We start from the raw sequence: 26,103 nt of genomic DNA, 5'->3' as shown, positions 1-26,103 counted from the left end.
TGCCCCACGCTGCCGTGCCCTCTCTCGCAGGTGCATCGCACGAACCCATTACACACGGGCCGCACCAGCGGCGACATGTCCCGTCCGTCACAGCCCGCGGAAAACCGAACCAAAGTTCGATCATCGCGTGGGAGTTCGGATGGAATGCGCCGACGTCGAAAACCAGCCCGCCGCACGATTGTCGTACGCCGGATCGTTTCCGCTCGATGGACGCTCAAGGAATGGCGGGAAGTGATCGCCGTAGGTTGAAACCTGGAAATATTTGGACAGAATCATGGTTTGGGTATCTGCACGCCCCCAGGCGGGCGCGGTGGTCGCGAAGGCACTCCGGCCAAGTCCCCCGGGCCTGCGGGGCGTTGTGCGTGAGTCAAGTGATACGGAAATCAGCGGGTGGGGCGACCCGCGGAAGCCGGGATTCTGCTTTCATCTGATCCCATGGATCCCCTCTCTCCTGACCAGGCCCGGCTCGCGGGTGAGCAACGGAAGCTACGACTGCAGGTTCTCGGCCTCAACACCGTCGAGGCGGAGGCCACGTTCGACCGTGTCGCGAGGCTGGCGGCCAGTTTCACCCAGTCACCTCTGGCCATGGTCAACTTCATCAACGACGAGCGGCAGATGTTCCGCGGCATGTACGTGCCCACCGCGTCGCCCGACGACAAGGTGAACCCCGACGGCGGTGGGATCGCCTTCGACCTCAGCAACCTCTCCCGGGAGGCCCCCGGCGACTACGGCTTCTGCCCCCATGTGGTGGCCCAGGGGTCCCAACTGGCCCTGGACGACGTCTTCGACTACCCCCGCTTCAAGGGCAACCCCCTCGTCAACGACCTGGGCGTACGCTCCTACCTCGGCACCCCGCTGCGCGACAACACGGGCATGATCCTGGGCACCGTGTGCGTCGCCGACTTCAAGCCCCGGGCCTGGGACCGCGGCCTGCGCGAGGGCATGCAGGAACTCAGCCAGACCCTGCTGTCGGACTTCAAACTGCGGGACAGCCTGCTGGCCCAGCAGCAGGAGCTGTTCGCCGTGTTCGACGGCGCGCCCTTCCCCATCATGCTCACCGAGGGCCCCAACCACCTGCTGCGCTACGCCAACGGCAAGCAGGGCGCCGCCTTCGGCATGGTCCCGCAGTTCAGCCCCGGCCGGATGGTGCTGCCCGGCCTGGAGGCCATAGGCGTCTTCAACGCGATGGACGACGCCTACCGCACCGGGCAGCCCACCACACTGTCCCAGGTCTCCCTCACCACGTACGACGATCCACGGCCGCAGGAGTTCACCTTCCTGTGCACCCCGGTGCGTACGTCGCCCGGGGCGCCGATCAGCGGTGTCCTGACGGTGGCGATGCAGAGCACCGGACAGAGCTACCCGGGCTCCGAGCAGCAGGCCTTCGCCGCCAACGTCCAGGAGCGCTTCGAGCGGCTCGGCGCCATGCCGGACCACCGGGAGAGCGCCGGCTACCGCGCCTGACCACCCTCTGCGCCGGTCGCCCAGGGCTCGGGTTCCTGAACTGCCCGAGCCCTGCCGGCCGCGGCCTTGGGACAGCGTTCCTTGCCCCCGTCACCGGCGGGCGGAGCGGTCCGCCGTCACCGCCACATCCCTGGCCCAGCGGTAGTCCGCCTTGCCGCTGGGCGAGCGCCGGATGGCCTCCGTGACGACCAGCTGGCGCGGGATCTTGTAGCCCGCGAGCCGTGTCCGGCAGTGGGCCTGGATGTCCTCCAGCGAGGGACGCGCCGCGCCCCGGCGCAGCTGCACCACCGCCGCCACATGGTTGCCCCACATCGCGTCCGGCACCCCGGCCACCAGTGCGTCGTACACGTCCGGATGTGACTTGAGTGCCTGTTCGACCTCCTCCGGGTACACCTTCTCGCCGCCGGTGTTGATGCACTGCGAGCCGCGCCCCAGGACGGTGACGACGCCCTCCTCGTCGACCGTCGCCATGTCGCCGAGCAGCACCCAACGCTCGCCTTCCTTCTCGAAGAACGTCTCCGCCGTTTTCCCCGGGTCGTTGTAGTACCCGAGCGGTACGTGCCCGCGCTGCGCGATGCGGCCCACCTCACCGGCCGCCACCGGCTCGTGGGTGACCGGGTCCACGACCCGCGTACGGGAGTTGACCCGGATGCGGAAGCCCCGGTCCGGGCCGGAGTCGGGGGTCGCGGTGCCGTTGAAGCCGGACTCCGAGGAACCGAAGTTGTTCAGCAGCACGGCGTTCGGGACGAGCGCCTGGAACTGCGCGCGGACGGTCTCCGACATGATCGCGCCGGACGACGACACGCTGAACAGCGACGAGCAGTCGGTGCCCTTCATCGGCCCGCTCAGCGCGTCGATCAGCGGCCGCAGCATCGCGTCGCCCACCAGGGACACACTGGTGACCTTCTCCTTCTCGATCGTCCGCAGCACTTCCTCCGGAACGAACTTGCGATGCAGCACGACGCGCTGGCCGAAGTGGAACCCGATGAACGCCGTGAGGGTGGACGTGCCGTGCATCAGCGGCGGAGTGGGGAAGAACGTGATGCCCTCGCCGCCGGCCGCGACCCGCTCGGCCAGCTCCTCCGGCTTGCCGACCGGCTCGCCGGTCGGGGCGCCGCCGCCCAGGCCGGAGAAGAACAGGTCCTCCTGCCGCCACATCACGCCCTTGGGCATGCCGGTCGTGCCGCCGGTGTAGATGATGACCTGGTCGTCGCCCGAGCGGGCCGGGAAGCCCCGCTCGGGCGACCCGGCGGCCTCGGCGCCGGCGAAGTCCACCGCGGACAGCGCGACCGCGTCCGGCGCGGGGGTGCCCACCCGCACCAGGTGCCGCAGCTTCTCCGCCCCGGGCAGCGCCGCCGCGACCCGGTCGGTGAACTCCGCGTCGAAGACCACCGCCACCAGGTCCGCGTCCCGGTAGAGGTACAGCAACTCGTCTTCGACGTATCGGTAGTTGACGTTGACCGGCACGATCCGGGCCTTGAGGCAGCCCAGCACCGTCTGCAGGTACTCCACGCCGTTGTACAGGTGCAGCCCCAGGTGTTCCCCCGGACGTATCCCCGCGTCCAGCAGATGGTGCCCGATGCGGTTTGCCGCCCGATCCAGCTGCGCGTAGGTGAGACGGCGCTCCGCACCCGTGCCCGGGTGGTCGACGTACACGAGCGCCTCGCGGTCCGCAGCCACGTCGACGACCGACTCGAACAGGTCGGCAAGGTTGTACTCCACCGTTCCTCCTGAGCTCGGTCCCGCACGGCGAAGAAGGGCGCATCCGTCGGTTCGCCGGTCATCAGAGCAAAGCCCGGCGCAACTGTGAAGGGTCCTCGGGAAGGAAATCTGACTGAGTGTCAGAAAACTCTTGTTCTTGCTCCACCCCTCCTGCAACCTGTTCTCGTCCAGTGGACGGGAGGAAGCGAATGGGCGGGACGGAACACCTCACCGTGCAGCGCGATGGCGCCACACTGGTGCTCACGCTCAACAGGCCCGAGGCCAGGAACGCGCTCTCGTTGCCGATGCTGGTGGGGCTCTACGACGGGTGGGTCGAGGCAGACGAGGACGACACCGTCCGTTCGATCGTGCTCACCGGCGCCGGCGGCTCCTTCTGCGCGGGGATGGATCTCAAGGCCCTGGCCGGAAAGGGCATGGAAGGGCACGGGTACCGCGAGCGGCTCGACGCCGACCCCGATCTGCACTGGAAGGCGATGCTGCGCCACCACCGCCCACGCAAACCGGTGATCGCCGCCGTCGAGGGGCCTTGCGTGGCCGGCGGCACCGAGATCCTCCAGGGCACCGACATCCGCGTGGCGGCCGAGTCCGCGACCTTCGGCCTGTTCGAGGTCCGGCGCGCACTGTTCCCGATCGGCGGCTCCACGGTCCGCCTCCAGCGGCAGATCCCGCGCACCCACGCCCTGGAGATGCTGCTCACCGGGCGACCCTACTCCGCGCACGAGGCCGCCGCCATCGGACTCGTCGGCCATGTCGTGCCCGACGGCGCCGCCCTCACCAAGGCACTGGAGATCGCCGAACTGATCAACGGCTGCGGCCCGCTGGCGGTCGAGGCCGTCAAGGCGTCCGTGTACGAGACCGCCGAGATGACGGAGACCGAGGGGCTCGCCGCCGAACTCGAGCGCGGTTGGCCCGTCTTCGACACCGCGGACGCCAGGGAAGGCGCCCGCGCCTTCGCGCAGAAACGCCCACCCGTCTACAAGCGCGCCTGACCCACCGAAGGAGTCCGCAAGGATGCCCGGAGTCCTCAAAGCCCCCCTCGTCGTCGAGTTCCCCTTCACCCGCTCCCTCGGCCCCGTCCAGAGCGCCTTCCTCACCGGCCTGCGCGAACGCGTCGTCCTCGGGGTGAGGACCCGCGACGGCCGCACCCTCGTCCCGCCCGTCGAGTACGACCCCCTCACCGCCGAGGAGATCCACGACCTCGTAGAGGTCGCCCCCACCGGCACGGTCACGACCTGGGCCTGGAACCACGAGCCCCGCCGCGGCCAGCCCCTTTCCAGCCCCTTCGCCTGGGTGCTCGTGAAGCTCGACGGCGCCGACACCGCCCTGCTGCACGCCCTCGACACCCCCGGACCCGGGTCCGTCCGCACCGGCCTGCGCGTCCGGATCCGCTGGGCCGAGGAACGCTCCGGCACCATCACGGACATCGCCTGCTTCGAGCCGTACGACGGCGACCCGGGCCGACCGGCAGGACACGACGGCGAGTTCGCGGACGCGATCACCGGCATCGTCGCCCCCGCCCGCCTCGACTACACCTACTCGCCGGGCCGCGCCCAGTCCGCCTACATAGCGGCCCTCGCCGGACACCGCACCGTCGGTGAGCGCTGCCCGAAGTGCCGCAAGGTGTACGTACCGCCGCGCGGCGCCTGTCCCACCTGTGGTGTCGCCACACAGGAACAGGTTGAAGTGGGTCCTCGTGGCACGGTCACCACCTTCTGCATCGTCAACATCAAGGCGAAGAACCTCGACATCGAGTTGCCGTACGTCTACGCGCACATCGCCCTGGACGGCGCCGGCCTCGCGCTGCACGGCCGTATCGGGGGCATCCCCTACGACCAGGTCCGTATGGGACTGCGGGTCGAGCCGGTGTGGACCGAAGGGGCGCGCCACCCCGACCACTACCGGCCCACCGGGGAACCCGACGCCGACTACGACTCGTACAAGGAGCTGTTGTGACCCGCGAGATCGCCGTCGTCGCCTTCGCCCAGACCGACCACCGGCGCACCAGCGACGAACTCTCCGAGGTGGAGATGCTCATGCCGGTCCTGCACCAGGTGCTGGAGCGGACCGGCCTGAAGACCGCCGACATCGGCTTCACCTGCTCCGGTTCCAGCGACTACCTGGCCGGCCGGGCCTTCTCCTTCACCCTCGCCCTGGACGGAGTGGGCGCCTGGCCGCCGATCTCCGAGTCGCACGTCGAGATGGACGGCGCCTGGGCGCTGTACGAGGCGTGGACGAAGCTGCTCACCGGCGACGCCGACACCGCGCTCGTCTACTCCTACGGCAAGTCCTCACCCGGCTCCGTACGGGACGTGCTGACCCGGCAGCTCGACCCCTACTACGTCGCCCCCCTGTGGCCCGACTCCGTGGCCCTGGCCGCCCTCCAGGCGCAGGCCCTCATCGACGCGGGCGAGACCGACGAGCCGGCCCTCGCCGCCGTCGCCGCCCGCAACCGCGCGGCCGCCGGCACCAACTCGCGTGCCCAACTCCGGGGTCCGGTACCGCAGGGCGACTACGTCGTACGGCCGTTGCGCACCGGGGACTGCCCGCCGATCGGTGACGGAGCCGCCGCCGTGGTCCTCGCGGCGGGGGAGCGGGCGCGGGAGCTGTGCGTACGGCCCGCCTGGATCCGGGGCATCGACCACCGGATCGAGACGCACGGGCTCGGCGTGCGCGACCTGACGGACTCGCCGTCCACGCGGCTCGCCGCCGAGAAGGCCGGCGCCTTCGAACGGCCCGTCGACACCGCAGAGTTGCACGCCCCGTTCACCTCCCAGGAGGTGATCCTGCGCAAGGCGCTCCGCCTCGACGACGGCGTCGCGGTCAACCCCTCCGGCGGCGCCCTCGCCGCCCACCCGGTGATGGCAGCCGGACTCATCCGCGTCGGCGAGGCCGCCGCCCGCATCCACCGTGGCGAGTCCGACCGCGCCCTGGCCCACGCCACCTCGGGACCGTGTCTGCAACAGAACCTGGTCGCCGTACTCGAAGGGGATCCCCGATGAGCAAGGAACCCGTGGCCGTCGTAGGGATCGGCCAGACCAGGCACGTGGCGGCGCGCGGGGACGTGTCGATCGCGGGACTGGTGAGGGAGGCCGCCCGACGTGCCCTGGAGGATGCCGAGTTGACGTGGGCGGACGTCGAGGCCGTCGTCATCGGGAAGGCGCCCGACTTCTTCGAGGGCGTGATGATGCCGGAGCTCTACCTCGCCGACGCCCTCGGCGCCGTCGGCAAGCCCATGCTGCGGGTGCACACGGCCGGTTCGGTCGGGGGCTCCACCGCGCTCGTCGCCGCCAACCTGGTCGCGGCCCGTGTCCACCGCACCGTGCTGACCCTGGCCTTCGAGAAGCAGTCCGAGTCCAACGCCATGTGGGGCCTGTCGCTCCCGATCCCCTTCCAGCAGCCGCTGCTGGCCGGCGCGGGCGGCTTCTTCGCGCCGCACGTACGGGCGTACATACGGCGCAGCGGCGCCCCCGACACCATCGGCTCGCTGGTCGCGTACAAGGACCGGCGCAACGCTCTCAAGAACCCGTACGCGCATCTGCACGAGCACGACATCACGCTCGAGAAGGTGCAGTCCTCGCCCATGCTGTGGGACCCCATCCGCTACTCCGAGACCTGCCCCTCCTCCGACGGCGCCTGCGCGATGGTGCTCACCGACCGCACGGGGGCGGCCCGTTCGCCCCGGCCGCCCGCGTGGATGCTCGGCGGCGCCATGCGCAGCGAGCCGACCCTCTTCGCGGGCAAGGACTTCGTCTCACCCCGAGCCGGAAAGGACTGCGCCGCCGACGTCTACCGGCAGGCCGGGATCGCCGACCCGCGCCGGGACATCGACGCGGCCGAGATCTATGTGCCGTTCTCCTGGTACGAACCGATGTGGCTGGAGAACCTGGGCTTCGCCGACGAGGGCGAGGGCTGGAAGCTCACCGAGGCCGGGGTGACAGAACTCGACGGAGACCTCCCCGTCAACATGTCGGGCGGGGTGCTGTCCACCAACCCCATCGGCGCCTCCGGCATGATCCGCTTCGCGGAGGCGGCCCTCCAGGTGCGCGGGCAGGCCGGGGAACACCAGGTGGACGGGGCCCGCCGGGTGCTCGGCCACGCCTATGGCGGCGGGTCGCAGTTCTTCTCCATGTGGCTGGTCGGCGACCGGCCGCCGAACTCGTGAACGCATCCCCCTCACGTGCCCTGTCGGCCGTGCGATGCGATCGCTAGGCTGGCCGCGGACGACGAACCGGGAGGAGCACGGACGTGGCCGAGAGCACCATCCAGCAGTACCCGCCGGCGGGCTGGGACAAGCCGGAGCTGGACCTCAGCAACGCCGAGTGGCAGTCCAGCAGCCGAGGGCTCGGCGATGTCCAGATCGCCTTCGTGGAGGGCTTCATCGCGATGCGCAACAGCGGCCGCCCCGAGAGTCCTTCCCTGATCTTCACCCCCGCGGAGTGGGGTGCGTTCGTGTCGGGAGCACGGGAGGGGGAGTTCGACCTCACCTGAGTCCTCGCCCGCCGAGTCCTCGCCCGTTGCCGAATCTCCGGACACGCGGGCGGTGAACCCGCCCCCCGGGCCGCCCTCTGCGTCAGGCTGAGGGAACACAGCCGCGTCCCGGAGGCGAGGATTCCATGAGCACCGAGCCGGTCATCGCGGCCGTCGACGGATCGGACGACAGCCTGCGGGCCCTGGACTGGGCACTGACTGCCGCACAGTTGTGCGAGGCGCCGCTGCGCGTGGTCCATGTGCGGCAGTACGGCCCCTGGGCGCAGCCCGGCGCCCTGGTCGCCGGACCCCCGGCGCCGGCCGAGGACCCGGTGCTCGAGGAGGCCAGGGCACGTCTGGACGACAGGACCGACCGTCCGTTCACCGATTACCTGGCGGTGGACGGCTTCCCGGCCGCGGTCCTGCCCGAACTCGGAGCCGACGCCCAGCTGATGGTGCTCGGCTCACGGGGCCGCGGCGGCTTCGCCGCCCTGTTGCTCGGCTCCACGAGCCTGGCCGCCGCACGCGACAGCTCCTGCCCGGTGGTCGTGGTGCCGCGCCCGGGCCGCGAGGTGCACGAAGGGCCGCCGGTCGCGCCCGGTCGGCGCGTGGTCGTCGGTCTGCACGTCGACAGCCCCGCCGAGGCCACGCTCACCTTCGCGTTCGCGGAGGCGGCCCGCCGCGACGCCCGGCTGCATGTGATCGCCACCCACCCCTGGCCGCCGTTGGAGATCTGGCCGGCGCCCGGCGAACTCATGCCTCCGGCCGTCGACGAGGACGCCGTCGAGGAGGAGATCCGGACCTTGGCCGCGAGCCTCCTGGGCCCCCACCACGCACAGCACCCGGACGTGCCGACCGACCTCACCACGCCCCCCGGTCACGCGGCGGGCCACCTCGTCGCGGCGTCGCGTGGGGCCGAACTGGTCGTGGTGGGCCGCCACCGCCGCCGCCTCCTCGCCCCCGCCCGCATGCTCGGCTCGGTGACCCAGGCGGTCCTGCTCCACGCGGCGTGCCCCGTCGCGGTGATCCCACCCACGGTGGAGCCGACCGGATGAACGGGCGAACACGCCGCGACCCACCCGGCCCAATGGCGTGATCATGCCGGAGGTGGAAGCCATGGCACTGAATGCCGACGACCGGATGGCCGTCACCGAGCTGCTCGCGCGGCGCGTGCCGCTCGGCGGAGTGTGATCGACCCAAGCGCGGCGCGCATGATCGCCTCACGCTCGGGGGAGTGTGATCGGCCTCGCCAGGGAGCGGGCCCGGTTTCGCGGTCGGGCACGTACCATGGCGGCATGTCCTTCCTCCGCCGCCGCAGTGCCACCCCCGCCGGGCCCGACTTCGACGTACTGGCCATGGACCCGGGTGACTGGCCGGGAAATCTCGGTGCCGGCCTGCTGCCCGCGCCCGACGGCAGCTGTCAGGGCGTCTTCCTGCGCTACGACCTCTTCGGCGGCCGCGGTCCCGCGATGATCATCGGTAATCTGCCGGAGGGCTCACCGGCCCGCGACGTCGCCGAGGGCGAGGTCCCCTTCGAGGTGGCCCAGCTCCTGCTCGCGCTGGAGAACGACGAGGAGGTCACCGTCGTCGGCAGCGAGGACATCCCGGTGATGCAGGGTGACAACCTCCTCATCGTGCGCCGCCTCAAGCTCTCCGAGGGCCGGATCTCCTGCGTCCAGTTCGACCGCAGCGACGGCGTCCTGGTGACCATCGCCGCCTGGGACCGCCCCATCACCGACGACCTGTACGCGCTGCTGAAGCCCCTGCCCGCGGAGCTGTTCCAGCAGGGCTGACACGCCCGAAGGCACCAATGGGCCGGGACCACCCGTGGTCCCGGCCCTTCCTTTCGTGCTACCGCACCGACGCCACCACCCGCACGTCCGCCGCCCGGACGAACGCCACCCGGTGGCCGAACTGGATCTCGTAGTACTGGTCCTCGCCGGCCACCACCCGGTGCGAGTCGGTGGTGAAGGTGGTCGAGTAGTAGTACTCACCCGGCACCACGCCGCCGGTCGCATACCGCTGGCCCGCCGGCAGCCGGTACGGCAGGGGCGAGACCGACTGCACGGGCACCCCCTCCGGGTACGCCTCCTTCTCGGGGTAGGCGCGGCCGTACACGGGGACGTCCGGGAGACCGTCCCTGGGCGTGACCACGAACCCGGACGCGTTCACCGCCGTGGGCTGCTTCTCCGGGTTCCTGAACCAGGCCTTCCGGCCCAGGTACCAGATCGCGGTCCAGTCCCCGTCCCGGTCCGCGACCGCGTACCGCTGACCCGTGGAGGCCCGCGAGCCGACGTCGTTCACGTCGATCGTCGAGTCGCCGCCCTTGGGGTACAGGCCGATGTCCTTGATCAGCGGCGCGGACTCGTCCGGCGCGCTGTACAGCCGGACCTCGCTGGAGCCGTGCGCCGCGCAGGGCTCGCCCGCGGTGGTGCACCCCGTGTACGGCGGCTGGTTCGCGGGGTAGTCCGGCAGGATGGTCACCAGCTCGCCCTTCGGGCCGGCCGTGGCGTGGAACGGCCTGCCCAGCAGCTCGAAGTAGTGCCGCCAGTCCCAGTAGGGGCCCGGGTCCGTGTGCATCTGCGGGATGTAAGACGAGGTCGGGCCCGGAACGTTGTCGTGGCCGAGGATGTGCTGACGGTCCAGCGGGATGCCGTACTGCCCGGCGAGGTACCTCACCAGCCGCGCCGACGAGCGGTACATCGCCTCCGTGTACCAGGCGTCCGGCGAGGCGAGGAACCCCTCGTGCTCGATGCCGACCGATGCGGCGTTGACGTACCAGTTGCCCGCGTGCCAGGCGACGTCCTTGGCCTTCACGTGCTGGGCGATCAGTCCGTCCGTGGAGCGCACGGTGTAGTTCCACGACACATAGGTCGGGTCCTGGATCAGCTTGAGGACGCCGTCCCACTGACCTTCCGTGTCGTGGATGACGATGTACCTGATGCGTTGCGAGGCCGGCCGGTCCGCCAGGTCGTGGTTGCCGTAGTCGTTGTCGCCGAACTGCGCGTACGGCGCCGGGATCCACTCGCAGGACACGGTCCTCGGGCACTCGGTCCCGTCCGCGTCGGCCGCGCGGAGCCCGGCGCGCCCCAGCTGTGCGGTGTCGGGTGCGAGGCCCGGCTCCGCGGCGAGCCGCACGCTCTCACCGGTGTCCGTGGTGCGCTGCTCGCCGTCGCGAAGCACCGCGAAGACGTCGTTCGCGTACGCGGCCGCCGTGGCGCTGTCGTCCGCGCCGGAGAACTCCGCCACCGCCCCGTACCAGTCGGCCGGGTCGGCGCTCAGCGGCTCGCCTAGGTGTTCCTGCGCGGCGGCGAGCAGGGCGGCTCCGCCGGCGATGTTCGCCGCCGGGTCGGTGCGCAGCCGCTCGGCCGACAGGCCGGTGAGCGTGGCGGCCCGGGGCAGTGTCCTCAGCCGGGCCGGAAGTTGCGCGTCGGCCGGCACCCGCGTGCTGGGCAGCAGCGCGGGACGGGCCTGGTCGCCGCGCGCGTCGTCCGCGCCCTCGCTGTGGTGCGCCGCCTCGGTGGCGATCGCGGTGCGGGCGTCCGTCAGATGCATCGGGCCGTAGCCGCCCGCGACGCTCGGCGCGCCGCCGTGCGTGTCCCACCGGGACTGGAGATAGGAGACGCCGAGCAGCACGTTCCGCGGTACGTGGTACCGGGCGGACGCGGCGGCGAACGCGCTCTGCAGGCCGGCAGGCGTGTCCTGCCCGGGGGCCGGGGCGGCACCCAGCAGCGGCAGCAGCAGCGCCGCCGAGGCGGCGGCGCCCACGGTCCTGGAGGCGCGTCTGTGCCCGGCGGGGGCATGGGGGTCGGTGGTGGATCCTCGCAATGCAGCCTCCTGGGACGGTCGGGCGCTCTGGGGCGTGCGGGCGCCGAACGTCCGTCAGTGGTACTCGGTGACCAACAGTCCGTCAATCATGCCTGCATCAGGGCTAATTGCCACTTCAGCAGCGGTTGCCGGGAGTTTCGCGGCGGCGGTGACAGGGCCTGCGGGGCGCCACTGGCGTGGACCAATGAGCCGAACGGAGGACCGCCGAGGGTCCCTGGCCGGCCGGACACGACGAAGGTCCGCGGTGCGCCACTTTCGTGACCGCTCCGCGGACCCACGTCCCCGTCAGCGAGTGCCGACCGCCGCTCGTACGGCCCGCCGGGCCATCTGGCAGTCGTCGTGCAGCCGCCGCAGCAGCAGCCGCTGCTCCTCGCCGGACGGCGCAGCGCCCGGGTGGGCCACTCCCGGTGCCGCCGGGGCCGTGTCGTGCATCGAACGCTGCACGGCCGTCTCGTACGTGCGGATCTCACGGGTCAGGACGAGCATCAGGTTCACCAGGAACGCGTCGCGCGACGCCGGTCCCGCCGACTGCGCGATCTGGCTGATCTGACGCCGCGCCACGGGGGCGTCGCCGAGGACGGCCCACAGCGTCGCCAGGTCGTACCCGGGCAGGTACCAGCCCGCGTGCTCCCAGTCCAGCAGCACCGGGCCGGCCGGCGAGAGCAGTACGTTCGACAGCAGGGCGTCGCCGTGGCAGAACTGGCCCATGCCCTGTCGGCCCGCCACGTGGGCGATGCCGTGCAGCAACTTCTGCAGATCTCCCATGTCCCGGTCCGTGAGCAGCCCCAGATCATGGAAGCGCGAGATCCGCTCCGCGTAGTCCAGCGGGGCGCCGAACGTGCCCGCCGGGGGACGCCACGCGTTCAGCCGGCAGATCGCGCCCAGTGCCGCCCGGATGTCCGCGCGCGGCGGCGCCTCCACCGGATGCCGCTGCAGCGCGGCCACCCGGCCGGGCATCCGCTCGATGACCAGGGTGCAGTTGTCGGGGTCCGCCGCGATCAGTCGAGGCGCCCGCACCGGAGGGCGGTGCCGGACGAACGACCGGTACGCCGCTATCTCGTGCCTGAAGCGCTCGGACCAGATGGGGGAGTGGTCCAGTAAACACTTGGCCACGGCCGTACTGCGACCCGTGGTGCCGACGAGGAGCACCGAGCGCCCGCTTCGGCGCAGTACCTGCACCGGGGTGAACTCCGGGCAGATGCGGTGCACCGAGGCGATCGCCGTGCGCAGTTGCGCGCCCTGGGGGCCGGACAAGTCGATTCTCCCGCTGAGCGGCTGGGTGCCGAGGCCCGGAACGCGCCGTGTCCTGCCGGCACCGAGCACGGGGGCCGCCGGTCGCGCGGGCTCGAGATAGGGGCCGCCGGCTCCCGGGCGGGGACGCAGCGGCCGGGGCGGTGCGGACACGGAGGACGATGCTGCGTACATGGGTGAGACAGATCCCTTCGTGTGCCTGCGAATTCCGCGCCCGCCCGGCCCGGCCGCCGCCGGCGCACCCTGGGGAATGTCCCTGCGGCGACCGGGTCGGGGTGGCGCGTTCCTACCTGACACCCGATGGGCCGTGGCACACCATCTGGCGCACCCTGGCGAACCCTGGCGAATAGTCCCGCTGCAACTGACAGCGGGCTACTGTCAACTCAGCCGAGAACCTGGGGGCTTGATGTGAGCGGACAACCCAACACCCGCCTCGCGGACCTGTTCGGCCTGGCCGGCTGGTCCAAGGGGGAACTCGCGAGGATGGTCAACCGGAAGGCGGCGGCCATGGGCCACCCCCAGCTGGCGACCGACACCTCCCGGGTGCGGCGTTGGATCGACGTGGGAGAGATCCCGCGGGATCCCGTGCCGCGGGTGCTGGCGGCGCTGTTCACCGAGCGACTCGGCCGTGTCGTGACCATCGAGGACCTCGGTCTGGTCCGGCACGGGCGCGCGGGGAGACGGCGTGACGAAGGGAGTGCGAAGCACCCCGACGGAGTGCCATGGGCGCCCGAGCGGACGGCTGCGGTCCTCACCGAATTCACGGGAATGGACCTCATGCTCAACCGACGCGGCTTGGTGGGCGCGGGTGCCGCGCTCGCCGCAGGATCCGCACTCAGCAGCGCCATGCACGACTGGCTGCGCACCGATCCGGCCCTGGCGGCCGACGCCCCCCGCTACGACGACCCCCTGCACGCCGACCCCGCCGGGTTCGACCGCTACGAGGCCGCCCCCATCGGGTCGCAGGAGGTCGAGGAGCTGGAACGCTCGGTGGAGGTGTTCCGGGCCTGGGACGCGGCCCGCGGCGGCGGCCTGCAGCGCAAGGCGGTCGTGGGACAGCTCAACGAGGTGGGAGGCATGCTCGCCTACCGCCACCCCGATCATCTGCAGCGCCGCCTGTGGGGCGTCGCCGCCAACCTCGCCGTTCTCGCGGGCTGGATGTCGCACGACATCGGCCTGGAGCCCACGGCACAGAAGTACTTCGTCATCGCCGCGCACGCGGCCCGCGAGGGCGGCGACCGGCCCCGCGCCGGGGAGGCGCTCTCCCGCGCCGCCCGGCAGATGGTGCACCTCGGCCGTCCCGACGACGCCCTGGATCTGATGCAGCTCGCCAGGTCGGGCTCCGGTGACGAGGTGCTGCCGCGCACCAAGGCCATGCTCTGCACCATCGAGGCCTGGGCGCAGGCGTCGATGGGCAAGGGGCAGGCGATGCGGCGCACGCTCGGCGAGGCGGAGGACCTGTTCGTCTCCGACAAGGGGGACGTGCCCCCGCCGAGCTGGATGCAGATGTTCGACGAGGCGGACCTGCACGGGATGCAGGCCCTGGCCTACCGCACCCTCGCCGAACACGAGCCCGGCGCGGCCCTCATCGCGCAGCGCCACGCCAAGGAGGCGCTGGAGCTGCGCGGAGCCGGCCGGGACCGGTCGAAGATCTTCGACCACATCTCCATGGCGTCCGCGTGCTTCATCGCCGACGATCCCGAACAGGCCGACCGCTACGCCCGCCTGGCCCTGACGTCCATGGGGGCGAACTCCTCCCAGCGCACCTGGGACCGGCTGCGTGAGATGTACCGGCTCACCGCGCAGTACTCGAGCTATCCGAAGATCCAGGACCTGCGTGAGGAGATCGAGCAGGCGCTCCCGAAGGGCGTGTCCAAGCCGAGAGGCGGCAACTGGGCGCAGGCATAAGGGGGCTGTGCGTCGGTGCCGACACCAGGGCGGAGCCGTCCTGCCCCGTCTCCCTGACCGTCAGGGGACCACCCTGGCGACGAGCACGCACGCGTCGTCCTCGCGCCCGCTCTCGCCGAACTCCTCCACGACGGTCCGTACGCAGTCCTGGGCCGTGCGGTCCGCGCAGAGGCGCGGAGCCAGGTCGAGCAGCCTCTGCACGGCCTCCGTGCCGGTGTGCCGTGGGACCAGCCCATCGGTGTGCAGGAGCAGCAGGTCGCCTTCCCGAAGCGTCTCCTCGGCCTGCCCGTAGGCTGCTCGGGGCCTCGCCCCGAGCAGGACGCCCTCGGGTCCGGCCAGCACGCGTCCCGTCCCGTCGCGGAACAGCAGCGGGGCGGGGTGCCCCGCCTGCGCCCAGCTCAGGGTGCGGGTGGCGGCCCGGTAGCGGCAGCACACCGCGCTGCCCAGGGCCGGCTGGTCGGAGCCGTCCAGGAGCTGGTTGAGCCAGCCCAGGAGCCGGCCGGGCGCGGTGCCGGCCATGGCCAAGCCCCGGAGGGCACCGATCAGGGTCGCCATGCCCGAGGCCACGGTCATGCCGTGTCCGGTGAGGTCGCCGGCGCCGAGCAGTGTGTCCCCGTCGGGCAGGTCGAACGCTTCGTACCAGTGGCCGCCGATCGGCGCGCTCGCGGACGCGGGAAGGTGGCGGGCGGCCACGTCCAGGGCGCCGGTGCCCTGTCGCGGGAGGCGTAGCGAGCCGCGCCGCGGCGGCAGCACGGCCTCCTGGAGCTCGGCCGCGAGCCGGTGTTCGGTCCGGGCCCGGTGGCGCTGCATCGCGTCGCCGGTCTCGCGCACCGTCCGTTGGCTGCGGCGCAGTTCGCTCACGTCCCGCAGCACGGCCCACATCGAGGCGGTGCTGCCGTCGGCGGCGAGCACGGGCTCGCCCATCATGTGCACCGTGCGGACCCCGCAGTCGGGGCGACGGATCCGGAACTCGCCGTCGATGGGCTTTCCGTCGACCAGGCAGTCCGTCACCATCGCCGTCAGCAGCGGCCGGTCCTCGTCGTGCACCAGCGAAGGCAGTTCGTCGAGGGTGAGCGCGGGGGACGAGGGTTCACGGCCGAGGATCTGGTACAGCTCGCCCGACCAACTCGCCTCGTCGGTCAGCAGGTTCCACTCCGCGCTGCCTACCCGGCTGAGCAGGGACCCGACGGGCGGCACGGCGGGACGTCCGGAGGGAACGGGGGGCGGGCCGTCGCGCAACTGCGCCAAGTGGGCGTCCAGGTCGCTGAGTTGGTGCAGTGCGAGGTCGCACAGCGCCCGCTGCCACCGGCCCTCGGGGTCCGTACCGTCCTCGGGCGCCTCTCGCCGTACGGCGTCCACCTCGCCGCGCAGCCGCCGGGTCTGCGAGATGAGCGCGTCGACCGAGTCACGGCCGGGCGGTGGGGGGGCGGGGCGGTCCGCGGAGAGATGGGGTGGCATGACGCGCTCCGATGCGGGGACGGTTCGACCAGGTCCGGCGGAAGGACCGTTACGACTGTGGCACAGCCGACGACGGGGCGTAAGGGATTTGGCAACACCCGATACGGTGGTGCTTCTGGCATATGCCAAAGGCCCTGCGGAAGAAGTGGTCGGAGCCGGTGACGGGCCGCCCCGGACGGGCAAGTCGTAGGGGCAGTACGTCAGTTGACGTTCGGGGTACAGACGTCAGATCGTGCACGTGTACGAGTTATGGATGCGTGTGCGGGTCCGCTGAGGCTGTCAGCGGTCATCGCCTCCATACAGCTCCGGGCGCGGTGCCAGGGTGACCGCCTCCCGTTCGCCCCTCCCCAGCGCCCGCACGCCCGCCTCGGCGACCACGGAGGCCGCATAGCCGTCCCACGCGGAGGGCCCGGTGACCCGCCCCTGCCGGGTGGCGTCGACCCATGCCTGTACCTCCCGGTCGTAGGCGTCGGCGAACCGGACGAGATAGTCCTGCGCGACCTCCTCGCGCGCGCCGTCCGCGGTCGTGACGACCATGGAGTGCCCCTCGCCGATGCGGGCGCTGCCGCCCTCGCAGACGGCCTCGCAGCGCACCTGGTAGCCGAAGCCGGTGTTCACGAAGATCTCCACATCGACGAGGGCGCCCCCCGACGTCTCCAACAGCACGAACTGCGGGTCGAGCAGGCCGTCCGGAGCGTTCGATGACGACCGGGGACGCAGCACGGTCACCGCGGTCGGCTCCTGGCCCAGCAGCCAGCGGGCCGCGTCGATCTCGTGCGAGACGGAGCTGTCGATCAGCATGGCGGTGGTGAAACCGGGAGGCGAGGAGACGTTGCGGTGCGTGCAGTGCAGCATCAGCGTCCTCCCCAGCCGGCCGCTGTCCAGCAGCGACTTCAGGCGCAGGTACTCGGCGTCGTACCGGCGCATGAACCCCACCTGTGTGAGGCGCCGGCCGAGCCGGGACTCCGCCTCCACCACCCGCAGCGCCCCGGCCGCGTCCGGCACCAGCGGCTTCTCGCACAGCACCGGCAGTCCGCGCGCGAAGGCCGCCAGCAGCGACTCCTCATGGGCCGGGCCGGGGGAGGCGATCAGCACGGCCCGGACGCCGGGCGCGTCCAGCGCGGCCTCGGGTTCGGTGTGCACCAGAACGCCTTCGACACCGGCCGTGGCCTCCTCGGCGCGGTCCTTCTCGGGATCCGCCACGGCCACCACCCTCGCTCCGCTCACCACGCGGTCCAGCCGGCGTATGTGGTCGGCGCCCATGTGCCCCGCACCCAGTACCGCCACACCCAGCAGATCGCCCATGTGCCCCCGCCCTCCCTCTCCGCGGACCGTCCCCGGCAGGGTAGACCGTGGTGAGACGGCCTCGGCAGAGGCCCCGGCAGGGGAAGTGAGCGGCTCAGTAGCGGAGAACCCCGGCGATCCCCTGCGCGTCGCCCAGGGCACCGTCCGGGACGAAGCGGACGTCGGCGCCGGTGTCCAGGCAGCGCTCCACGATCTCGTCCACGATGTCCTCGCGGGCGTCCAGGTCGCCGCTCTCGGCGGGCACCAGATGGTCGCCGCCGTCGGCACGGACCGTGATGCGGTAGTTCTCCTCCACCGCGAGGAGACGGATGCGTCCGTCGGAGGCGTTCTGCCAGACCTCGTCGACGCCGGCGGCGAACGCCTTGCGGCCGCGGGCCGACTCCAGCTCACGGCCGACCGTCTCGACGGTCCTGTGCTCCTCGGCGGCGATCACCGGCCGGACGGCCTGCCACACGGCGTCGGGGGTGCCGTGGGCGAGACCGCCGTGGCGGACATGGACCGCGTCCTTCGTGACGGTGCCGAGCTCGTCCAGAACGGACAGCGCGGCCTGCTCGCCGGCGACGTAGAGCGGGCGCGGATACCGGCGCAGGATCCTGCTCATCGCGGTGTCGGCCTCACGCAGGAAGCGGCGGGTCGTCTCGTCGCGGGACGTGCTCGGCATGTCGCCGACCTGCATCTGGCGCTCGGCGTCGAAGTTCTCCCGGCTCCGGGTCAGCGGGAAGCCGCCGACGCGCTCCTCCGCGACGTGGCCGGCACCGCCGTTCCACAGCGTCACCCTGTCTGCCGAGACCGTGAGCACCCAGAACGGCCGCTCGGCGACCTGCGCGGCCACCAGGTTGCGGGTCAGGAAGGTGTCCGAGAGGACCACGCGCTCGGGCACCGCGCGGGCCAGCGACCACACCTGGTGCTCGCCCGGCGCGGCGAAGATCACCAGGCCGTCCTCGGCATGTGCGAGGTCGACCTCGGCGAGTGCCCGGTCGAGCTGGTCCGCGACGTCGATACGGCGTTCCCTGGGGACCGCCGGGTCGGCCTCGAGTTGCTTCCTGGCGTCGGCCAGCGCATTACGCAGCCGTACCCGGTCCTCCGCGTGCTCGGTCGCGCGGCGGTGCGTCGGCGTCAGCACCGACACCGCGGGGTACGGCCGTGGCCGGCGCAGTTCCGCGAGGGTCGTGGGACTGAGGGCATGCTCCATATGAGCACCTTAGGACCGATTCGCTTGTCGGGCATTCGGGGCAACTGTGTGCAAAGTGATTACTGTGACATCCGCCTGGGCGGCGGCGCCGTCCGTGAGCGGACGGCGCCGGGAGGAAGAGGGATGTTGGGAAATTCTTTGCCCGTGGCCGAGACCTGACGGCCGCGCCCTCCGACAAGGCCCATCGGCGCGTACACGAGACGTAAAACCCGGCCGAAACGGTGGGGGGAGCGAGCCCGGCCGGGTCACGGACGCGTTGACCGCCCGCGTGACATCACACACGCTCGACATATAGCTGCTTAATACAACTGGTTTGTCGGGGCGATGCTCGGCCCTTGCGTGGCCGCAGGTGAACGCGGTGTCCCGGCGATCGGACGCGGGAGGCGACACATGTGTGGCATCACCGGGTGGGTTTCCTACGATCGCGATCTGCGGACCGAGACCGCGACATTGGATGCGATGACGCGGACCATGGCCTGCCGCGGCCCCGACGACAGCGGCACCTGGATCGGCGGTGCCGCCGCCCTGGGCCACCGCAGGCTCGCGATCATCGACCTGCCCGGCGGACGCCAGCCGATGACCGCAAAGACCCCGGAGGGCACCGTCGCGCTCGTGTACTCCGGGGAGACCTACAACTTCACCGAGCTGCGCCGTGAACTGAGCGCCCTGGGCCACCGCTTCACCACCGACTCGGACACCGAGGTCGTTCTGCGCGCCTACCTCGAGTGGGGCGACGCGCTCGCCGAGCGTCTCAACGGCATGTACGCCTTCGCCCTCTGGGACGGCCGCCGCGACACACTCGTGATGATCCGCGACCGCATGGGCATCAAGCCCTTCTACTACCACCCGACCCCCGACGGCGTCCTCTTCGGCTCCGAGCCCAAGGCGATCCTCGCCAACCCGCTGGCCCCCGCCCGGATCCGCCTCGACGGACTGCGAGAGCTGCTGGCGCTGGTCAAGACGCCCGGGCACGCCATCTGGGACGGCATGCGCGAGGTGGAGCCCGGCACCGTCGTCACCGTCGACCGGCAGGGCGCACACCGGCGCGTCTACTGGCGATTGGAGACCCGGCCGCACTCCGACGACCGCGACACCACCGTCGCCACCGTCCGGGCGCTGCTCGAGGACATCGTGCGCCGCCAGCTCGTCGCCGACGTGCCGCGCTGCACCCTGCTGTCGGGCGGCCTGGACTCCTCCGCGATGACCGCGCTGGCCGCGCGGCAACTGGCCCTGCACGGCGAGAAGGTGCGCAGCTTCGCCGTGGACTTCGTCGGACAGGCCGACCACTTCGTCGCCGACGAACTGCGCGCCACCCCCGACGCGCCGTTCGTGCACGACGTGGCCCGCGCCTGCGCCACCGACCACCAGGACATCGTGCTCGACGCCCAGGCCCTCGCCGACCTCGACGTACGCGCCAAGGTCATCCGCGCCCGCGACCTGCCGATGGGTCTCGGCGACATGGACACCTCGCTCTACCTGCTGTTTCAGGCGATCCGCGAGCAGTCCACCGTCGCGCTGTCCGGGGAGTCCGCCGACGAGGTCTTCGGCGGCTACCAGCAGTTCTTCGACGAGGAGGCACGCCGCGCCGACACCTTCCCCTGGCTGGTCCGCCACGGCCGGGACCGGGGCGAGGACGCCGACGTCCTGCGCCCCGACCTCACCGGGGCACTGGACCTCGAGGCGTACATCGCCGACGGCTACCGCACGGCCGTCGCGGACATCGCGCGCCTGGAGGGCGAGAGCGACTTCGAGTACCGGATGCGGCAGATCTGCCATCTGCACCTGACCCGCTTCGTGCGGGTCCTGCTCGACCGCAAGGACCGTACGAGCATGGCGGTCGGCCTGGAGGTGCGGGTGCCGTTCTGCGACCACCGGCTCGTCGAGTACGTCTACAACACGCCCTGGACGCTGAAGTCCTTCGACGGACGCGAGAAGAGCCTGCTGCGGGAGGCGGCCGCGGACCTGATCCCGAAGTCCGTGTACGACAGGGTCAAGAGCCCCTACCCCTCCACCCAGGACCCCAAGTACGCCCTCGCCCTCCAGGAACACGCCAAGGACCTCCTCGGCCGCCCCTCCCACCCCGTCTTCGACCTGGTCGACCACGAACGGCTGCGCCGGGCCGCCCACCGCGACACCCCGCAGATCACCCAGGCCTCGCGCCACGGCCTGGAACGGGCCCTGGACCTGGCCCTCTGGCTGGACCTGTACACCCCGGAGCTCTCCCTCGCCTGAGCCCGCTCAGCCGGCGGCTCCAGGCCGCAGGAGCCGCCGTTCGGCGGCGGATCCCCGCCAGCATGGTGCCTCCTGGGACGCCCCGGTCGCGGATCCGGCGGCGACCCATTGACCACCGCGAGCGGGGCCTGTGGAGCGCGCCCGCGGACAGGCGGAAAGGGCGGACCTGCCGCACGTTGCGCCGCCCGCGACGGCCTTCCGCCGGTTCGACAACCGTGCCACTCGATGGGGTGAAAGGCAGATAAGCCATAACTCGGATGGTTCGTCTGCGTTTTACGGGGTGCGGGCGAGTGCTCGCGACCATGTCTGGAAGGCAGGGAACCTATGAATCGGGTTACCCGGAATGGTTTGATCGCCGTGGCCGCCGCCTCGGGGGCGATGGCCGTGGCGCTGCCGGCGCACGCGGACTCCGCGGCGGACGGCACCGCGGCGGGTTCGCCCGGGCTGATCTCCGGCAGCACCCTCCAGGTCCCGGTGCACGTGCCGGTCAATGTGTGCGGCAACACCGTGGACGTCGTGGGGCTGCTGAACCCGGCGGCGGGAAACGCCTGCGAGAACCGGGGTGCGCGCCAGTCCGGCGCAGGGCGGGGAGCGGTGTCCGGGGGCGGCGGTGCCACCGCGCACACCGGCGGAAAGGATTCCTCGGGCGTGCTCGGGGGCAACGGCCTGCAACTCCCGGTCGACATCCCCGTGAACGTCACCGGCAACTCGGTCAGTGTGGCCGGGGCCGGCAACGCGTCGGTGGGCAACACCTCAACGAACACCTCGAGCACGGCCCGCCCCGCCGCACCGCCGAAGGCGCACACCCCCGTACGGACGGCGCCCCCGGTGCAGCAGGCCGGGGTCACCCTCGCGCACACGGGCGCGGACGTGACCCTGCCCGCACTGGCGGGAAGCGGGGCCCTGCTGCTCGGCGGGACGCTGCTGTACCGGCGCTTTCGGTCGTCAGCGACCCGCTAGCGCCGCCACGGACGGCCTTCGCCCCGTCGCGAGGGCCGACCAGGAGCACGCACCGGACACCGCTGCTTGACGGGCGAACTCTGCCTGCGGGTCACCAGCCGACCCGAGCACATCAGCGGAACGCCCCGCCGCACCGACTGGCGGCGGGGCCTTCGGCACCGTGGTGTCAGCCTGGGCCGGTTGCGACCGGGCCGCCCCGAAGGAGCGGCGTACCGCACGCCGCCGCGCCACCCTCCGCCATGGAACACGGCGCCGCGGTGGACGCCCTCACGGGTGAACCCGGCCATCCCGGCCTTCTGTCTCAACTCCCTTCGGGGGACGCGGAATTGGCTGAGGCAGGTGCCGACGTGCCTACGGTGGCGCAGGTCTTCGGCATCGGGAAGGATGCTCGCGGCGCGGCCGGTCCGTCCGCCGCGCCCGACCCCCCATGGAAGGGAGCGCGACGATGAGCTCTGCGGGTCCCGACGACCTGGTCGTCACCCGGGCCACGCTCGACGACTGGCCGGTGATCAGCGGCTGGGCCGCGGACGAGGGCTGGAACCCCGGTCTGTCCGACGGCACCGCCTTCTTCGCCCAGGACCCCGACGGCTTCTTCATCGGCCGGCTCGGCGGGGAGCCCGTCTCGGCGGTCTCCGTCGTCACCTACGGCGCCGACTACGCCTTCCTGGGCTGCTACCTCGTACGGCCGGACCTGCGCGGTCGTGGCCTGGGACTGACCACCTGGAAGACGGGGCTGGCCCACGCCGGCGACCGTACGGTCGGCCTCGACGGCGTGGTCGCCCAGCAGGACAACTACCGCCGCTCCGGCTTCGAACCGGCCCACCGCACCGTACGGTTCACCGGAGCCGCCCCCGCCGGGGAGCCCGTGCCCGGAGTGCGCCCGGCCGAGAAGGACGACTTCGACGCCATCGCGGCGTACGACAGCGCCTGCTGCCCCGCCGACCGCCCCGGCTTCCTGAAACGCTGGCTCACCACCCCCGGCCACCGGGTGTTCGTCCGTCCCGGCGACGGCCGCCTCGCCGGTTACGCGGTGATCCGGCCCGCCCGCGACGCGCTGCGCATCGGCCCCCTCTTCGCCGACAGCGCCGAGGACGCCGACGCCCTCTTCGCCGCGCTGACCACCGAAGCAGCGGGACGGGAGATCGCCGTCGACGTCCCCGAACCCAACACGGCGGCCGTCTCCCTCGCCGAACGCGCGGGCCTCGCCCCGTCGTTCGAAACAGCGCGCATGTACACGGGACCGGTCAGGTCCTTCGCCCAGGAGCGTGTGTACGGGGTGACCACTCTGGAGCTCGGCTAGTGCCCCGACAGGCATGGTTCGCCCGGCGCCGGTGGAAGCGCCGCCGCAAGGGGGCCGAACGCCCCGGGGCGCGATGTAGCGCCCTGGGCGACATCGACCGGCGCACAGCTACTCGTCCGCCTTCGAGCACACCTTCGGCGTCATTCCGACACCGCTCGCGAAGGCGCTGGACGTCACACTCGCCTGGTACGGGGAACGGCCGACGTCCCGGTGACCGCACGCGACGGGGCCGATCGGGCGTGACACCGGCCCGATCGGCCCGTTGATGAGGTATGGCTCGGCGTCCCGGGGTGCGTACCCCGGGACGAACCGTTCAGTGAGGGACCGTTCAGCGATGAGCTGTCTTCGCCCGGTCCAGCGCCGCGATGCCGAGTGCCGCCAGAGCGATCTGGATGAGCCACTCGATCCAGTCCACTCCCTTGGTGTCGGCCACGCCGACCGCGGCGGCGATCCCGGCGCCGATGAAAGCTGCCACGATGCCGACGACGATCGTCCACAGGATGCCGATGTGCTGGCGCCCGGGGACGACGAGCCGCCCCAGGACGCCGATGATGAGCCCGATGACAATGGCACTGATGATGCCCGAGATCTCCATCTCCGCCCCTCTTTGTGAAGCGTCTGTCGTACGACGTGTGCCCGCTCTGCGCGGCAACACTCCTTCTCGCTTCAATCGCGGGTCAATGGAGGGTCAATCCTCGACCTGTCAGGAGGGCGTTCTCCTGGCCACGCCCCGTCCTGCCATGTACCGTTCAACAGTCCGTCGCACGGGTGGCGTATGAAGGAACTCTACGCGCGCAGACCGCGGCGGAATCTCTACGCGCGCAGACTGGCACCCGCACCGCTCCTCTCCCCAACTCCCCATGGAGGTTCGCCGGATGCTCGGACTCACCAGGCCCCGCCACAGACTCGCCACGGTCCTCGCCGTGTGCGGCCTGCTCGCCACCGGGACCGCCGTCCAGGCCACCACGGCCGCGACCGAGGCCCACGCGGCCACCCCGCACCGCGTCCTGTTCGACAACGCGCACGCGGAGACCGCCGGCAACGCCGACTGGATCATCTCCACCAGCCAGCCCGACCCGCTCGGCCAGGACTCCACGCCGTCCGCCGAGACGGACTGGACCGGAGCCCTCTCCTCCTGGGGCGTCGCCCTCCAGAAGACCGGAAATTACAGCCTCAAGACCCTGCCGTCGGGCTCCAGCCTCAGTTACGGCGGCTCCTCCTCGCTGGACCTGAAGAACTTCGACACCCTCGTCCTGCCCGAACCGAACACCCTCTTCACCACCGCCGAGAAGACGGCGATCATGAACTTCGTCAAGAACGGCGGCGGACTGTTCATGATCTCCGACCACACCGGCGCCGACCGCAACAACGACGGCTACGACGCGGTCGAGATCCTCAACGACCTGATGACCAACAACAGCGTCGACTCCACCGACCCGTTCGGCTTCTCCATCGACTCGCTGAACATCACCTCCGGCTACCCGGCCGCGATCAGCGACAGCACCGACCCGGTGCTGCACGGCTCCTTCGGCACCGTCACCAAGAGCCTCATCGCCAACGGCACCACCGCCACCCTCAAGCCCTCCGACAACTCCTCCGTCAAGGGCCTGCTCTACCGCAGCGGCTACTCGGGCAACACCGGCGCCTTCTTCCTGACGTCCGCCTTCGGCAGCGGTCGTGTCGCCTTCTGGGGCGACAGCTCACCCATCGACGACGGCACCGGCCAGTCCGGCAACACGCTGTACGACGGCTGGAACGACTCCGGCGCCACCAACGCCGCCCTGGCCCTGAACGCCACCGAATGGCTCTCCGGAGCGAGCGGCAGCAGCGGCGGCGGAAGCGGCGGCGGAGGCTCGACCTCCTGCACCGCCGCCCAGCTCCTCGGCAACAACGGCTTCGAGTCCGGCAGCACCGCCTGGACCGCCAGCAGTGGCGTCATCACCAACTCCAGCAGCGAGTCGCCCCGTACGGGCTCGTACTACGCCTGGCTGGACGGCTACGGCTCCGCGCACACCGACACCCTCTCCCAGACGGTGACCGTCCCGTCCGCCTGCACCTCCGCCACCCTGAGCTTCTACCTGCACATCGACACGGCGGAGACCACCACCAGCACGGCGTACGACACGCTCAAGGTCCAGCTCCTGAACGGTTCCGGTACGGTCCTGAGCACCCTGGCGACGTACTCCAACCTCAACGCCGCCGGCGGCTACACCCAGCGCAGCTTCAACCTGGCGAGCTACGCCGGACAGACCGTCACCCTGAAGTTCACCGGCACCGAGGGCTCCAGCCTGCAGACGTCGTTCGTCCTCGACGACACGGCGCTCGACGTGAGCTGAACCCGCACGGGGGTGGGTCTCTCCCGAGGGCCCACCCCCGTCTACCGCGGCGGGGCGCCGCTGACCGTCCGGAGTTGGTCAGGAGGTGGCGGACCTGCGCTCGAACACCACGTCCCGGGCCCTGCCGAGCGCCGTCGCCAGCGCGCCGAGCAGCACCGCGTCCTCGCCCAGCCCACTCGGGGCGATCTTCGGGCGCAGCGGAGTGAGGGAGCGCAGCGTCTCCCGCACGGGACGCAACAGCAGGCCGACGCTGTGGCCCACACCGCCGCCGAGCACCACCGGGTCGGGGTCGAGCACCGCGGCGGCCGCCGCGACCGTGTGGGCGATCCGCTCGCCCTCCAGGCGCACGGCCTCGGTCGCGGCGGGATGACCCTGCCGGGCCGCGTCGAACACCGACTTCGCCGTGAGCTGCCCCGTCATGCCGAACGCCCGCGCGGACTCCACGACGGCGACGCCCGACACCGCGTCCTCCAGTGTCTGCGGCTTCTGCCGTCCCGGCCACGGCAGGAACCCGATCTCCCCCGCTCCGCCGTGCGCACCCGTGAACAGCCGTCCCTCGCTGACGACCCCCATGCCGAGCCCGGTCCCGATGAGGATGTACGCGAACAGGCGGCTGCCCGCGCCGACGCCGTACGTGTACTCGCCGAGCGCGGCCAGGTTGGCGTCGTTGTGCACCTCTC

20 protein-coding genes and 1 pseudogene are annotated in these 26,103 nt (G+C 71.6%); 13 read left to right on the top strand and 8 right to left on the bottom strand.

The features are described from left to right. The first annotated feature begins 435 nt into the window (after positions 1-435). Positions 436-1,464: a GAF domain-containing protein gene (locus tag ACFYZE_RS19105; protein ID WP_388994998.1), complete on the top strand. Its 1,029-nt coding sequence runs from the start codon at positions 436-438 to the stop codon at positions 1,462-1,464. 90 nt (positions 1,465-1,554) lie between these two features. Here ACFYZE_RS19105 and ACFYZE_RS19100 read toward each other — a convergent pair whose 3' ends face one another. Then, positions 1,555-3,186 carry an acyl-CoA synthetase gene (locus ACFYZE_RS19100; RefSeq protein ID WP_388994995.1) on the bottom strand — a complete coding sequence of 544 codons (1,632 nt, stop codon included), beginning with the start codon at positions 3,184-3,186 and terminating at the stop codon, positions 1,555-1,557. A gap of 188 nt (positions 3,187-3,374) precedes the next feature. Between ACFYZE_RS19100 and ACFYZE_RS19095 the strand changes: the two genes are divergently transcribed. The 7 genes from ACFYZE_RS19095 (at position 3,375) to ACFYZE_RS19065 (ending at position 9,446) form a co-directional block, all read left to right on the top strand. Continuing rightward, positions 3,375-4,175 carry a crotonase/enoyl-CoA hydratase family protein gene (locus ACFYZE_RS19095; RefSeq protein ID WP_388994992.1) on the top strand — a complete coding sequence of 267 codons (801 nt, stop codon included), beginning with the start codon at positions 3,375-3,377 and terminating at the stop codon, positions 4,173-4,175. Between the two features lie 22 nt (positions 4,176-4,197). Further along, positions 4,198-5,139 carry a Zn-ribbon domain-containing OB-fold protein gene (locus ACFYZE_RS19090; protein ID WP_388994989.1) on the top strand — a complete coding sequence of 314 codons (942 nt, stop codon included), beginning with the start codon at positions 4,198-4,200 and terminating at the stop codon, positions 5,137-5,139. Next, positions 5,136-6,185, top strand: coding sequence for a thiolase domain-containing protein (locus ACFYZE_RS19085; protein WP_388994987.1), 1,050 nt, complete (start codon positions 5,136-5,138; stop codon positions 6,183-6,185). Before ACFYZE_RS19090 ends, ACFYZE_RS19085 begins: the two co-directional genes overlap by 4 nt. Next, on the top strand, positions 6,182-7,348 hold the full coding sequence (locus ACFYZE_RS19080; protein WP_388994986.1) for a thiolase domain-containing protein: 1,167 nt from the start codon (positions 6,182-6,184) through the stop codon (positions 7,346-7,348). Before ACFYZE_RS19085 ends, ACFYZE_RS19080 begins: the two co-directional genes overlap by 4 nt. Before the next feature lie 83 nt (positions 7,349-7,431). After that, positions 7,432-7,674, top strand: a complete 243-nt coding sequence (locus tag ACFYZE_RS19075) for a DUF397 domain-containing protein (RefSeq protein WP_388994983.1) — start codon at positions 7,432-7,434, stop codon at positions 7,672-7,674. Positions 7,675-7,799: 125 nt separating this feature from the next. Then, positions 7,800-8,708: a universal stress protein gene (locus tag ACFYZE_RS19070; protein ID WP_388994980.1), complete on the top strand. Its 909-nt coding sequence runs from the start codon at positions 7,800-7,802 to the stop codon at positions 8,706-8,708. A 240-nt stretch (positions 8,709-8,948) separates the two neighbouring features. Further along, entirely contained in the window at positions 8,949-9,446 is a 498-nt protein-coding gene (locus tag ACFYZE_RS19065; protein ID WP_103844891.1) for a hypothetical protein, read from the top strand. Between the two features lie 58 nt (positions 9,447-9,504). Here the strand turns inward: ACFYZE_RS19065 and ACFYZE_RS19060 are convergent, their stop codons facing one another. Then, complete coding sequence (locus ACFYZE_RS19060; RefSeq protein ID WP_388994977.1) at positions 9,505-11,481, bottom strand: N-acetylmuramoyl-L-alanine amidase; 1,977 nt, start codon at positions 11,479-11,481, stop codon at positions 9,505-9,507. A gap of 285 nt (positions 11,482-11,766) precedes the next feature. After that, a complete protein-coding gene (locus tag ACFYZE_RS19055) occupies positions 11,767-12,906 on the bottom strand; it encodes an aminoglycoside phosphotransferase family protein (protein ID WP_388994974.1) in 1,140 nt (379 codons plus the stop codon). 234 nt (positions 12,907-13,140) lie between these two features. On the opposite strand from ACFYZE_RS19055, the gene ACFYZE_RS19050 reads away from it, so the two are divergent. Next, on the top strand, positions 13,141-14,640 hold the full coding sequence (locus ACFYZE_RS19050; RefSeq protein ID WP_388994971.1) for a hypothetical protein: 1,500 nt from the start codon (positions 13,141-13,143) through the stop codon (positions 14,638-14,640). A gap of 60 nt (positions 14,641-14,700) precedes the next feature. Here the strand turns inward: ACFYZE_RS19050 and ACFYZE_RS19045 are convergent, their stop codons facing one another. The 3 genes from ACFYZE_RS19045 to ACFYZE_RS19035 form a co-directional block, all read right to left on the bottom strand. Continuing rightward, complete coding sequence (locus ACFYZE_RS19045) at positions 14,701-16,098, bottom strand: PP2C family protein-serine/threonine phosphatase (protein WP_388994968.1); 1,398 nt, start codon at positions 16,096-16,098, stop codon at positions 14,701-14,703. A gap of 279 nt (positions 16,099-16,377) precedes the next feature. Continuing rightward, the gene (locus tag ACFYZE_RS19040; RefSeq protein ID WP_388994965.1) at positions 16,378-17,403 is read right to left on the bottom strand and encodes a Gfo/Idh/MocA family protein; all 1,026 of its coding nucleotides are present in this window, start codon (positions 17,401-17,403) and stop codon (positions 16,378-16,380) included. Positions 17,404-17,497: 94 nt separating this feature from the next. Next, complete coding sequence (locus ACFYZE_RS19035) at positions 17,498-18,595, bottom strand: chemotaxis protein (protein WP_388994962.1); 1,098 nt, start codon at positions 18,593-18,595, stop codon at positions 17,498-17,500. Positions 18,596-18,985: 390 nt separating this feature from the next. Here ACFYZE_RS19035 and asnB point away from each other — a divergent pair, with 390 nt between their 5' ends. From asnB to ACFYZE_RS19020, 3 genes are all read left to right on the top strand, one after another. Next, the gene (asnB, locus tag ACFYZE_RS19030; protein WP_388994959.1) at positions 18,986-20,827 is read left to right on the top strand and encodes an asparagine synthase (glutamine-hydrolyzing); all 1,842 of its coding nucleotides are present in this window, start codon (positions 18,986-18,988) and stop codon (positions 20,825-20,827) included. A 324-nt stretch (positions 20,828-21,151) separates the two neighbouring features. Continuing rightward, positions 21,152-21,787 carry a chaplin gene (locus ACFYZE_RS19025; RefSeq protein WP_388994956.1) on the top strand — a complete coding sequence of 212 codons (636 nt, stop codon included), beginning with the start codon at positions 21,152-21,154 and terminating at the stop codon, positions 21,785-21,787. 445 nt (positions 21,788-22,232) lie between these two features. Beyond that, positions 22,233-23,087: a GNAT family N-acetyltransferase gene (locus tag ACFYZE_RS19020; RefSeq protein WP_388994952.1), complete on the top strand. Its 855-nt coding sequence runs from the start codon at positions 22,233-22,235 to the stop codon at positions 23,085-23,087. A 328-nt stretch (positions 23,088-23,415) separates the two neighbouring features. Here ACFYZE_RS19020 and ACFYZE_RS19015 read toward each other — a convergent pair whose 3' ends face one another. Then, on the bottom strand, positions 23,416-23,682 hold the full coding sequence (locus ACFYZE_RS19015) for a GlsB/YeaQ/YmgE family stress response membrane protein (protein WP_200419602.1): 267 nt from the start codon (positions 23,680-23,682) through the stop codon (positions 23,416-23,418). Positions 23,683-23,962: 280 nt separating this feature from the next. On the opposite strand from ACFYZE_RS19015, the gene ACFYZE_RS19010 reads away from it, so the two are divergent. Beyond that, on the top strand, positions 23,963-25,423 hold the full coding sequence (locus tag ACFYZE_RS19010; protein WP_388994949.1) for a hydrolase: 1,461 nt from the start codon (positions 23,963-23,965) through the stop codon (positions 25,421-25,423). Positions 25,424-25,501: 78 nt separating this feature from the next. On the opposite strand, the pseudogene ACFYZE_RS19005 reads toward ACFYZE_RS19010, so the two are convergent. Further along, positions 25,502-26,101 (bottom strand): annotated as a pseudogene (locus ACFYZE_RS19005) (ROK family protein); the annotation flags it as partial. Positions 26,102-26,103: the final 2 nt, after the last annotated feature.

Source organism: Streptomyces sp. NPDC001796 (genome assembly GCF_042892355.1).
Lineage (GTDB): Bacteria > Actinomycetota > Actinomycetes > Streptomycetales > Streptomycetaceae > Streptomyces.
Note: the sequence above shows the minus strand (reverse complement) of the source record. Positions and strands in the feature narration are given on the sequence as shown.